Genomic DNA, 11,938 nt, shown 5'->3' with positions numbered 1-11,938 from the left:
TTTCAATGGCTGGCGATTTCTCTGAAAGCCGCGACGGCGGCTTCGGCGAAAGCGGGATCGTTGATATGCAGCGGCAGGCGTTCGACGCGCCGGTCGGCGGTCGGCCGGATGGTCCGTTCGATGGCTTCGAACAGGGCGGCATCGGCCTCCGCGTCGAAGAAGGCGCCGCCTTCGCTATCGAGCGCCGAGACGCCCTTTTCGGGGATGAGGAAACGCACCGGTCCCTCGCAGCGTGACAGCCGCTCGCCGATCCATTCGCCGATCTGCCGGCATTCCTCGGCTGTCGTGCGCATCAGGGTGACGTTGGGATTGTGCGGATAGAACAGCCGGTCCCGGTATTTCTCCGGCACGGTCGAGGGCGCCCAGAAATTGACCATGTCGAGCGCGCCGACCGAGCCGACATAGGGCAGCTTCGTGCGCGCGATGGCACCGAAGCGGTCAGGAGTCGCCGGCAGCACGCCGCCGAACAGGAGATCGCAGACCTCCGTCGTGGTGATGTCGAGCACGCCGGAAAGCAGTCCGCTGTCGGCGAGCTTCTCCATGGTGCGGCCGCCGGTGCCGGTGGCGTGGAAGACCATGCAGTCGTGATCGACGCGCAGCTTCTCCACCATTGCGGTCACGCAGGGCGTGGTGACGCCGAACATGGTGAGCCCGAGGGCCGGCTTGCCTTCGACGGCAGGGGCCGGATGGGCGGCCATGCCGACGATCGCTTGGGCGGCGTTGTGCAGGACGGCACGCGACAGCCGGTTCAGGCCTGCCATGTCGGTGACCGACGGCATCATGACGATGTCGGAGACGTCGACGTAAGGGGCGGTGTCGCCGGAAGCCAGCGTCGACACCATGATCTTCGGCAAGCCGAGCGGCAGGGCGCGCATGCCGGCGGTGACGATCGAGGTGCCGCCGCCGCCGCCGATGCCGATGATGCCGGCGATGTCGTGCCGGGAGGCGGCGAAGCGGGCGAAGGCTTCGCCCATCGCTGCGACCGCGGTGCCGCGGTCGTTGGAGACCAGCGCCGCCGAAGTGCCGTCCGGATGCCAGGCGGCGACGTCGCGGGCGGCGACGTCGACCGGCACCAGGGCGCCGCGGGTGCCGACATCGACGCGCGCCACGGCTGCGCCCGAAGCCGCGATGATGTCGGCGAGATAGGCCAGTTCCTCGCCCTTGGTGTCGGCGGTGCCGACGACGTAGATGCGCTTGACCACGTCTCCCTCCCCAAGGCCTGTCCGGGCGGCCCGTCGCGACGTGCAATTCCAGCGTGCGGGCATTGCGAAATTTTTGAGACGGCCGTATCGTATTGACATGGATGTCTCACGTCAACCGACTGTTCCGGACAGGGACGAGAACGGCAAGAGCGAGAAGGGGCCGCGCGCCCGCACCCGCCGGCTGATGCTGGAGACGGCGTCGCGGCTGATGCAGGCGGGCGCCACGCCCTCCGTCAGCGAAGTGGCGGAGGCCGCAGAGGTGTCGCGGGCGACGGCCTACCGTTATTTTCCCAGCCAGGCGGCGCTGGTGCAGGCGGTGGTGGACGAGGCGCTCGGGCCGATCCTGTCGTGGCGGTCGAAATCGAAGGATGCCGAGCGGCGGGTCGCCGCGCTGTTCGACACCGCCATGCCGCGCATCGAGGCTTTCGAGGCGACGTTCAAGGCGGCGCTGAAACTGTCGCTCGACCATTGGGCGCGCGGCCAGGCCGGAACGCTGGGCGCCGAGCCGAAGCTGGCGCGCGGCCATCGCAAGGACCTGCTTGCCGAGGCGGTCCTGCCCCTGAAGGACGTTTTGCCGCCGCGCGCCTTCCGGAGATTGACGCAGGCACTGTCGCTGGTCTTCGGCGTCGAGGCGATCGTCGTGCTCAAGGATATGTGGGGACTGGACGGTGCCGAGACGCTGTCGGTGGCGCAATGGACGGCGCGCGCCCTGGTGCGCGCGGCGCTGGCCGAGGCAGGGGGAACACCGCCGGACGTGTAGTCAACGGGGAGCAGACTGATTGATAACTGGTTAGACCAGATTTTATGTATCACGCTGCCCATTGCGAATCGAGTTCTTCCCTATCCGTTGGATAGTTTTCGCTTGCCTCTAATAATATCATATAAAACAATTACTTATGATAATCTCACTATTCCGGAATCGCTGAACGGTATCAAGAAAGGCCTTGACGGCAGATAAAAATTGGTCATACCAGATTGAAACAAGAAGAACGGTCGCGGAGGAGGCTGCGGCGCGTTCCGGAACAGGCCGCAGGGCCTGCTGGAAAAGCGGTACGGAGAGGAAACGACCAGGCCGGTGGCGCACCGGCCGGCATTGCCGGAAAGAATGCGCACAAGGGAGGAAACTATGCGCAAGTCAGTGGCCAGCGTACTCGCTGGTATCGGTATGGCACTCGCGTGCAGCACGTCCGTGCACGCACAGGACAAGCAGCTCACCATCTTCTGGGCCGAATGGGATCCGGCCAACTACCTGCAGGAACTCGGCAACGAGTACGAGAAGGAAACCGGCGTCAAGGTGGTGGTGGAGACCACGCCGTGGGCCGACTTCCAGACCAAGGCCTTCACCGAGTTCAACGCCAAGGGCAGTGCCTACGACCTCGTCGTCGGCGACTCGCAGTGGCTGGGCGCGGCCTCCGAGGGCGGCCACTACGTCGACCTGACCGACTTCGTGAAGGAGAACAAGGTCAACGAGAAGATGGCCGAGGCGACGGTCAAATACTATGCGGAATACCCCGGCGGCAGCGGCAAATACTGGTCGATCCCGGCAGAGGGCGACGCGGTCGGCTGGGCCTATCGCAAGGACTGGTTCGAAGACCCCAAGGAGATGGAGGCCTTCAAGGCGAAGTACGGCTACGACCTTGCGCCACCGAAGACCTTCAAGGAACTCACCGACATCGCCGAGTTCTTCAACCGGCCGGACCAGAACCGCTACGGCATCGCCATCTACACGCAGAACCAGTATGACGGCCTGGCGATGGGCGTCGAGAACGCGCTGTTCTCCTACGGGGCGGAACTGGGCGACTACGGCACCTACAAGGTCGACGGCATCGTCAATTCCGACAAGGCGGTGGCAGCGCTGGAGAACTACCGCAAGCTGTTCGGCTTCACGCCTCCGGGCTGGACCAACGCCTTCTTCGTCGAGAACAACCAGGCCATCACCGAAGGCCTTGCGGCGATGAGCATGAACTACTTCGCGTTCCTGCCCTCGCTGCTCAACGAATCCACCAACCCCTACGCCAAGAACACCGGCTTCTTCGCCAACCCGGCGGGTCCCGGCGGCGACCAGTACGCCGCGCTCGGCGGCCAGGGCATCTCCGTCGTCTCCTATTCCAACAACAAGGAGGAGGCGATGAAGTTCCTGAAGTGGTTCATCCAGGACGACACGCAGAAGAAGTGGGCCGACCTCGGCGGCTACACCTGCAACAAGGCCGTGCTGGAATCGGAAGCCTTCCAGAGCGCCACGCCCTACAACAAGGCCTTCTACGAGACGATGTTCAAGGTGAAGGACTTCTGGGCGGTTCCCGAATATGCGGAACTTCTGCAGCAGCTCAACCAGCGCGTCTATCCCTATGTCGTGAACGGGCAGGGCTCGGCCAAGGAAGTGCTGGACGCGCTCGCCGGCGACTGGGACGGCACGTTCAAGAAATACGGGCGGGTGAAGTAGACCACCGCAGATTGGCGGAGGGGGCTCGCGCTCCCTCCGCTGTCTTTTTCATGGAAGCAGGAAAGGCCGATCCGTGGCGACAGCCGTGATCTCCACGCTGGATCCGAAATCCCGCGCCGCCGCCCGCGGCATGAGCGACATCGCGATCCGCAATCTGTTCATCATCCCGACGATCCTGTTCCTGATCGTCTTCAACATCTTCCCGCTGCTCTATTCGCTCGGCTATTCCTTCACCGACTTCCGCGCCTCGACCAACGCGCCGGCGAATTTCGTCGGCCTGCAGAACTATCGCGAACTGCTCAACGATCCCTACATCTGGAACAATTTCGTGGTGACGGCGAAGTACGTCATCGTCTCGGTGGTGGGGCAGGTGATCGTCGGCTTCGGCACGGCGATGCTGCTCAACCGCGACATCCCCTTCAAGGGGCTGATCACGACGCTGCTGCTTCTGCCGATGATGCTGTCCATGGCCGTCGTCGGCCTGTTCTGGAAGCTGCTCTACGACCCGTCCTGGGGCGTCATCAACTGGGCGCTCGGCCTCGGCAAGTTCCAGTGGCTGGGCGATCCCGACATGGCGCTCTACGCCGTCGCCATCACCGACATCTGGATGTGGGCGCCCTTCGTCATGCTTTTGTCGCTGGCCGGCCTGTCGGCGGTGCCGAAGCACCTCTACGAGGCGGCGGCGATCGACCGCGCCGGACCGCTCTACACCTTCTTCCGCATCACGCTGCCCTTGGTGGCGCCGATCCTGATGATCGCCATCATCTTCCGCACCATGGAGGCCTTCAAGACCTTCGACCTCGCCTACGTGCTGTCGACGCAGCCGAGCACGGAGGTCATCTCCATCCGCCTCTACAAGATGGCGTTCCAGGAATGGCAGACGGGCCGTTCCTGCGCGCTCGCCTACATCGTGCTCATCATGGTGCTGGCCATCACCAACATCTACGTGAAGTACCTCAACAAAGTGAAGGAGCGGTAGGATGGCCGCCGTCCAGACCTCCGGCGAGCGGGCGCTGAACAGGCTCGCCATCGTCGCCGTCCTCGTCATCACCATGATCTTCCTGGCGCCGATCTACTGGATCGTGGCGACCTCCTTCAAGCCGCGCAACCTCGCCACCACCATCCCGCCGACGGTGGTGTTCACGCCCGAGATTTCGCCCTTCGTCAAATTGATGACCAAACGTTCGCAACTGCGCGAGCAGCCGACGCCGGAGGAATACGCCGCCGCTCCCTGGTGGGAACGGATGGTCTTCGACGGCGGCGAGAAGGTCGTGCGCGACGGCAAGGACCAGGTGCAGTGGTCAGCTTATCCGAGCCGCTTCCTGAACTCGCTCATAATCGCCGTCACCTCGACGGTGTTGGCGGTCGGCATGGGCACCTTCACCGCCTACGGCTTCTCCCGCTTCAAGGTGAAGGGGGAGGGGGACCTTCTGTTCTTCATCCTGTCGACGCGCATGCTGCCGCCGGTGGTGGTGGCGATCCCGATGTTCCTGATGTACCGCATCGTCGGCCTGACCGACACGCATATCGGCCTCATCATCCTCTACACCGCCTTCAACCTGTCGTTCTCGGTGTGGCTGATGAAGGGCTTCATCGACGAGATTCCGAAGGAATACGAGGAAGCAGCCCTGGTCGACGGCTATACCCGCATGCAGGCCTTCTTCAAGATCGTGCTGCCGGAGGCGGCGACCGGCATCGCGGCCACCGCCGTGTTCTGCTTCATCACCGCCTGGAACGAATACGCCTTCGCGCTGATCATGACCAACCGCCGCGCGCAGACGGCGCCGCCCTTCATCCCCAGCCAGGTCGGCTCCGGCCTGCCCGACTGGACGGTGATCGCGGCCGGCACCTTCCTGTTCCTTTTGCCAGTGGCGATCTTCACCTTCCTGCTCCGCAACCACCTGTTGCGCGGCATGTCCTTCGGAGCGATCCGCAAATGATGCGCAGTTCGACCCTGCAACGCACGGCCGAGATCGTCATGGTGCTCGGCATCGTGGCGCTGTGCCAGCCGTGGAGCCTGTTCCTGCACCGCTACGGCGTGACCATCGTCATCGTGGGGCTGGTCACCTTCATGTTCACCAACTGGTTCGGCAAGCCCGGCGTCACGCCCGAGGACACCGACGGCGTGTTCGACGTCTCCGATCACAACGAGGGCCGGGCATGACGCAGATCGAGCTTCGCGGCGTGCAGAAGTGGTTCGGCGCCGTCCAGGTCATCAAGGACCTCAACCTGACCATCGCCGACAACGAGTTCATCGTGCTGCTCGGCCAGTCGGGCTGCGGCAAGACGACGACGCTGCGCGCCGTCGCCGGGCTGGAAACGATCGACGAGGGCGACATCCTCATCGACGGCAAGCCGGTGCAGCATCTCAAGGCGTCGGACCGCGACATCGCCATGGTGTTCCAGTCTTTTTCGCTCTATCCGCATATGAGCGTCTACGAGAACATCGCCTTCCCGCTGCGCGCCACGCGCATCAGCAAGGCCGAGGTGGACGCGGCGGTGCGCGAGATCGCACGGGTGCTGCGCATCACCGACCTGCTGGCCAAGAAGCCGTCGGCGCTGTCGGGTGGCGACATGCAGCGCGTGGCGATCGGCCGGGCGCTGGTGCGCCGGCCCAAGGCCATGCTGATGGACGAGCCGATCGGCGCGCTCGACGCCAAGCTGCGCGAGGAGATGCGCGCCGAGATCAAGCGGCTGCACGTCAAGCAGGGTTCCACCACCATCTACGTCACGCACGACCAGATCGAGGCGATGAGCCTGGCCGACCGCATCGTCATCATGCACGAGGGCGTGCTGCAGCAGGTCGGCACGCCGGAGGAGGTCTACCGCCAGCCGGCCAACCTGTTCGTCGCGCAGTTCGTCGGCAGCCCGGTGATGAACGTCGCCGACACCACGGTCAGCGAGCAGGCCGGGCAGGCTTCCGTCGCCGTCGGCGGCGCCGAGAAGGGTTTCGCCTTTCCGGGCGAACTGCTGGCCAGGCTCAACGGCCATGCCGGCGGCGGTCTGAAGCTCGGCATCCGCCCCGAGGGCGTGCTGGTCGCCCGCGAGGCGACGGACGGCTTCCTGCCCGTCGAGGCGCAGATCATCGAACCACTCGGCTCTTTCGACATTGTCGACCTCAAGGTCGGCGGCGAGGTGCTGCGCGCCCGCACCAAGAGCGGCTTCGTCGCGAGAGCAGGCGAAAAGGTCTTCGCCCGCGTCGACCCGGCCCAGGCGCATTTCTTCGACACGGCAAGCGGCAAGTCGCTCGGGGTGGCTCTGTGATGGCCCATATCCAGCTCAAGAACATCACCAAGACGTTCGGCAGCCACAAGGCGCTGTCGAACCTCGATATCGATATCGCCGACGGCGAGTTCTTCGTGCTGCTGGGTGAGACCGGCGCCGGCAAGACGACGACGCTCAGGCTGATCGCCGGACTGGAGAAGCCGACCGAGGGCCAGGTCTTCATCGACGGTGTCGACGTCGCCGACTGGGGTGCGGCCGAGCGCGACGTGGCGCTGGTGCTGCAGCAGTATTCGCTCTATCCGCGGCTGACGGTACGCGAGAACCTGGAATTCCCGCTGAAGCCGAAGATCCGGCGCGTGCCCGATGCCGAAATCAAGGAGCGCGTCGCGCGCGCGGCCAGGACACTGCGCATCGAGCATCTGCTGGACCGCAAGGTAGACAGGCTCTCGGGCGGCGAGATGCAGCGCGTCTCCATCGGCCGCGCCATCGTGCGCAAGCCACGCGTGTTCCTGATGGACGAGCCGCTGTCGGCGCTCGACGCCAAGCTGCGCGAGGCGCTGCGCACGGAGTTGAAGAACCTGCAGATACAACTCGGCGCCACCTTCCTGTTCGTCACCCACGACCAGATCGAGGCGATGTCGATGGGCGACAAGGTGGGCGTGCTGAACCACGGCCGCATCGTCCAGACCGGCACGCCGCAGGAAATCTACAACAATCCGCGCGACACCTATGTGGCGAGCTTCGTCGGTTCGCCGCCGATGAACCTGATGGACGGACGGCTGGTCGACGGCCGGGCGGTGATGGCGCCGATGACGTTTGAATTGCCTTTGCCCGAGGGGGGCGGGAGGACGGGCGGGACGACCGATGGTCGCCCGCTCGTCTTCGGCATCCGCCCCGAGGACGTGCATCTGGAAAGCGGCGCGCCGGTCGAGGCGCTGGTGCACGACGTGGAAAACCACGGCGTGGAAAAGATCGTTACGCTCAGGGTCGGCGACATCCACCTGCGCGCCACCGTGCCGGCGCAAACCAGCGTCGCCGCCGAGCAGACGGTGCGCCTTGCCTGGAACCCCGACAAGGTCGTGCTGTTCGACAAGGGCAACGGGGTGAGCCTCAGGCACGGGGAATAGGGCGCCACCCGCACTCCGTCCAACACCCCTCATCCGTCTCGGCGCTACGCGCCGTCACCGGCCCTTCGCCATGGCTTCGGGCGTTCGATTCTTCGAAAGCTCCACCGGAGCTTTCGATTTGCCTTCGGCAAACCGGATTCTCACCCCACAAGGGGAGAAGGCAAGGCCGCGTCACCCTCACGGCCAATCGTCAACGCTGGAGATTTGCCGCAGCGGAGGCGCAAACTCCTCCCTTCTCCCCTTGTGGGAGAAGGTGGCCGAGCGACAGCGAGGTCGGATGAGGGGTGCTGGACGGAGTGCGATTCTGAAAAATCTTCCCGAAATCTATCCCCGTCCTTTTCATCCGCCTCATACTGCCTGCCATCTCCTGTGCGGGAACGCGGGTCGCGAACCGGGCGCTTGTGGCGGGAGACGGTGCCGGGCTGGTCGTCTGCGGTAGGCGGCTGGGCGATGAACCCCCAAGTCCGGGCCTCGACCGAGCCAGCGGGCCGCCCGAAAGGCGGCAACGACCCTCGGGGAGGCAAGACACCGGCGGGCGCGGGATGCCGCGCCATTACTTAACTTAGCAGGCACGGCCCCCGCGCCCGCTTCCCGACCTCAAGCATAAGAGGTCCACTCTTTGACAATGGCCAGGGCCGAAAGGCAGCGTGGCAGCGAGGAGGTGCGCCGGCATTCCCCTCCCCCTTGAGGGGAGGGTGGCCGCGTAGCGGCCGGGAGGGGCCGCTGGCCGTAGAACGAGGGCTTCATAGCGATAGCGTCGGAGCGGTGTAGGTGACCCCCCGACCGGGCTTCGCCCGGCCACCCTCCCCTCAAGGGGGAGGGATCAGTCGGCGCTGTTCCACGGCCCGTGGAACGCGCCTTGCTCGCCGATCCGTTCGAAGCCGTGGGCGCCGAAGAAGTCGCGCTGGCCCTGGATGAGGTTGGAGGTGCCGCGGCCCTGCCGGTAGGCGTCGAAGTAGCCAAGCGCGGAAGACAGCGCCGGAACCGGCAGGCCGGCCTCCGCCGCGCGGGCGACGATGCGGCGCAGCGATGGGTGTGCTTGCCTCATCAGCGCGACAAAGGCCGGCGCCATCAGCAGGTTCTTCTCCGCGCCGCCGCTGGAAAAGGCCTCGGCCATCGTATCGAGCATTTCCGAGCGAATGATGCAGCCGGCACGCCAGATTTTCGCGATCGTCGGCATCGGCAGTTTCCAGCCGAATTCCTTCGAGGCGCCTGCCATCACCGCGAAGCCCTGCGCATAGGCGGCGATCTTGCTGGCGAACAGGGCGAGTTCGAGGTCCTTCAGCAGCGCGTCCCTCGGCGCATCGATTTTCTCCACGTCGAGCGCGCCGTAGGCCTTCTCGGCGACCTGTCGCTCGTCCTTCAGCGACGACAGCACGCGCGCAGCCACCGCCGCCTCGATGGCCGTGGCGGGGATGCCGAGCTGCTGCGCCTCGATGACCGACCATTTGCCGGTGCCCTTCTGGCCGGCGCGGTCGAGGATGACGTCGACCACCGGCTTGCCGGTCTTCGGATCGTCGGCGGCCAGCACCTTGGCGGTGATCTCGATCAGGTAGGAGTTCAGCCGGCCCTTGTTCCAGGTCTCGAACACCGGCGCGATCTCCTTCGCGCCCATGCCGAGCCCGTCGCGCAATATGCCGTAGATCTCGGCGATCATCTGCATGTCGGCATATTCGATGCCGTTGTGGATGGTTTTCACGAAATGGCCGGCGCCGTCCGGCCCCAGCCATGCGGCGCAGGGCTCGCCCTTGAACTTGGCGGAAATGGCGGTGAGCACGCCTTCCACGCGCTTCCAGCTTTCCTCGGTGCCGCCGACCATGATGGAAGGGCCGTGGCGCGCGCCTTCCTCGCCGCCGGACACGCCCATGCCGATGAAGGTGAGGCCGGAGCCTTCCAGTTCGCGGAAGCGGCGCACCGTGTCGTGGAAGTTGGCGTTGCCGGCGTCGATGAGGATGTCGTTGGCTTCCAATTCGCCGCGCAGCGCCGCGATCTGCTCGTCCACCGGCTTGCCGGCCAGCACCATGATGATGACCGGGCGCGGCGGCCGGATGGCGGCGGCGAGTTCGGCCAAGCTGTGGCAGGGCACGATGCGGTCGGCCAATTCCCCGGCATTGGCCTTGAACTCGTCGACGCGCGCGACGGTGCGGTTGAAGACGGCGATGCGGTGGCCCTTCTCGGCGATGTTGAGCGCCAGGTTGGAGCCCATCGTGCCAAGGCCGATCAGGCCGATTTCGGCTTTTTCCATTGGTGCGTCCTTCAACTACGGCGAATGCTCGGAGGCCATGATGATGGCATGTGCGCAGCTAGCACTTCAATCGACTTGGAGCCAGTCATTGCGGCCGGATGTCGATCGGCGCCTCGATCTGCACCATATCGAAGTCGGAAATGAGGATATCGAGGCGGGCGGTCCAGCGCCCGGCGACGGGTATGACGAGACCGTCGACGCGCCACGTTCCGTCGCCCGGCTTCGTCGCCTCGCGCTTCAGCGGCTCGATGCCGGAATCGGGCTTGGACAGGACCAGCGTCACCGCCTTGGCGTCGAGCGGGCCGAAATCGCCGGTCATGATGGTGATGGATGCGGAGACGGGGCCGGTATGGCCGGGTGTTATGGACAGGTCGGTCATCGCCTTTTCGGTGTGGATGTGCATCGCGGCGGGCTCTGTGGCGGCAATCGCCAGGGCGCGTGGCGGCGGCGTGAAGCGCCAGCCGGCGGCGATGCCGAAGATGGCGACGACGAGGGTGATTTCGATCGCGATGGAGCGGGCGAGCCGCGCGGACGCGCACCGTTCGCCGGCTTCGGCCGGGGCGGTCAGCCGCCAGCGATTGAGCGCGGCGAGGCCGAACAGGACGACGAGCAGCGCAAGCTTCGCCGTCAGCAGGCGGCCGTAGGCGGTCGACAGCAGGGCGCCCGGCTCCTGCACCTGGACGATGGCCAGCACGGTGCCGGAGAGAACCAGGACGGCGACGACGGGCAGGATTGTGCGCGAGAAGCGGGCGAGGAAAGCCGGTGCATCGGCTTTGCGCCGTTTCAGCGCGAGGCCCAGCGGCGGCAGCGCGCCGGCCCAGAAGGCGATGGCGGCGCCGTGCAGGAAAACCAGCGGCCGCGTGAGCCATTGCGGTTCGGCGGCACTTGCATGGCCGCTGGCCGCAAGGGCGATCCCGGTGCCGGCCAGGGCGGCAAGCGAGAGGAGCCGGCGGCCGGGCAGGACGAGCGACAGGAGGCCGAGGCCGAGTGCGGCGATGGCGGCCAGGACGGTCCAGGCGAAGCTGGTTGACTGCGCTGCCTGCCAGACGGCCGGATCGGCGAAGCGGACCAGCGGTGCGCCCAGCGCGTCGAGCCCTTGCAGGCCGAGCGACAGTGGCGCCGCGGCAAGGCCGGCAACGAGGAACAGAGCGGTGGCGCGGAAGCCGTCGCGGCCGCGCGCCAGCCAGGCCAGCGCGACGGCGCCGCCGATGCCGAGGAACAGCCCGGCATAGAGGGTGACCTTGCCAATCCAGATGGCGATATCGAGCGGCCAGTCGATCGGTTCGGCAGCGGCAGGTGCCGCGCTCGGCGCGCCGACGGAGAAAAGCAGCGAGCCGGCGACGGGATGGCCGTCCGCGGATACGACGCGCCAACTCAGCACATGCGTGCCTTGTCCGAGCTTGCCTGGCGCATCGATGGCGACGGTCCCGCCGTCGACATGGAAATCCGAAAGCCCGACCGGGGTGCCGTCGGGGCGGACCAGCGCCAGCTTGAGCGGTGAAACCGGCTCGTTGAAGGTGAGCGTGAAACGCGCCGGACTTTCGGCGAGGATCGCGTTGTCGGCCGGCTCGGCGGAAATCAACGCCGCATGGGCAAAGGCAATGGCCGGCAGGGCGAGCCACAGCAGGAAGGCGAGGAGGAGGCTGGCGAAAACGCCGCCAGCCCCACCGGCATGCCGATGCTTCGTCATCGGCAT

The 11,938-nt window shown here is 65.9% G+C and carries 10 protein-coding genes; 7 read left to right on the top strand and 3 right to left on the bottom strand.

Annotation, left to right across the window (positions count from 1 at the left end; translation table 11 throughout):
* Positions 1-2: 2 nt before the first annotated feature.
* A complete protein-coding gene (locus tag FGU64_RS11330) occupies positions 3-1,202 on the bottom strand; it encodes a Tm-1-like ATP-binding domain-containing protein (protein ID WP_246671304.1) in 1,200 nt (399 codons plus the stop codon).
* A 97-nt stretch (positions 1,203-1,299) separates the two neighbouring features.
* Here FGU64_RS11330 and FGU64_RS11325 point away from each other — a divergent pair, with 97 nt between their 5' ends.
* The 7 genes from FGU64_RS11325 (at position 1,300) to FGU64_RS11295 (ending at position 7,997) form a co-directional block, all read left to right on the top strand.
* Entirely contained in the window at positions 1,300-1,962 is a 663-nt protein-coding gene (locus FGU64_RS11325) for a TetR/AcrR family transcriptional regulator (protein WP_136359887.1), read from the top strand.
* Positions 1,963-2,328: 366 nt separating this feature from the next.
* On the top strand, positions 2,329-3,645 hold the full coding sequence (locus FGU64_RS11320; protein WP_139953381.1) for an extracellular solute-binding protein: 1,317 nt from the start codon (positions 2,329-2,331) through the stop codon (positions 3,643-3,645).
* A 73-nt stretch (positions 3,646-3,718) separates the two neighbouring features.
* A complete protein-coding gene (locus FGU64_RS11315; protein WP_139953380.1) occupies positions 3,719-4,624 on the top strand; it encodes a sugar ABC transporter permease in 906 nt (301 codons plus the stop codon).
* 1 nt (position 4,625) lies between these two features.
* Positions 4,626-5,585 carry a carbohydrate ABC transporter permease gene (locus FGU64_RS11310; protein ID WP_139953379.1) on the top strand — a complete coding sequence of 320 codons (960 nt, stop codon included), beginning with the start codon at positions 4,626-4,628 and terminating at the stop codon, positions 5,583-5,585.
* The gene (locus FGU64_RS11305) at positions 5,582-5,809 is read left to right on the top strand and encodes a hypothetical protein (protein ID WP_136359891.1); all 228 of its coding nucleotides are present in this window, start codon (positions 5,582-5,584) and stop codon (positions 5,807-5,809) included. Before FGU64_RS11310 ends, FGU64_RS11305 begins: the two co-directional genes overlap by 4 nt.
* Positions 5,806-6,909, top strand: coding sequence for an ABC transporter ATP-binding protein (locus FGU64_RS11300; protein WP_139953378.1), 1,104 nt, complete (start codon positions 5,806-5,808; stop codon positions 6,907-6,909). Before FGU64_RS11305 ends, FGU64_RS11300 begins: the two co-directional genes overlap by 4 nt.
* A complete protein-coding gene (locus FGU64_RS11295) occupies positions 6,909-7,997 on the top strand; it encodes an ABC transporter ATP-binding protein (RefSeq protein ID WP_139953377.1) in 1,089 nt (362 codons plus the stop codon). The genes FGU64_RS11300 and FGU64_RS11295 overlap by 1 nt, the downstream gene beginning before the upstream one ends.
* Before the next feature lie 823 nt (positions 7,998-8,820).
* Here the strand turns inward: FGU64_RS11295 and gndA are convergent.
* Together gndA and FGU64_RS11285 are read right to left on the bottom strand one after the other, a co-directional pair.
* Positions 8,821-10,242 (bottom strand): NADP-dependent phosphogluconate dehydrogenase, encoded by a 1,422-nt coding sequence (gene gndA / locus FGU64_RS11290; protein ID WP_139953376.1) that lies wholly within the window; start codon positions 10,240-10,242, stop codon positions 8,821-8,823.
* 85 nt (positions 10,243-10,327) lie between these two features.
* On the bottom strand, positions 10,328-11,938 hold the full coding sequence (locus FGU64_RS11285; protein ID WP_139953375.1) for a CopD family protein: 1,611 nt from the start codon (positions 11,936-11,938) through the stop codon (positions 10,328-10,330).

It is taken from the genome of Mesorhizobium sp. 8, assembly GCF_006351905.1.
GTDB classification, from domain to species: Bacteria; Pseudomonadota; Alphaproteobacteria; order Rhizobiales; family Rhizobiaceae; genus Mesorhizobium; species Mesorhizobium composti.
Note: the sequence above shows the minus strand (reverse complement) of the source record. Positions and strands in the feature narration are given on the sequence as shown.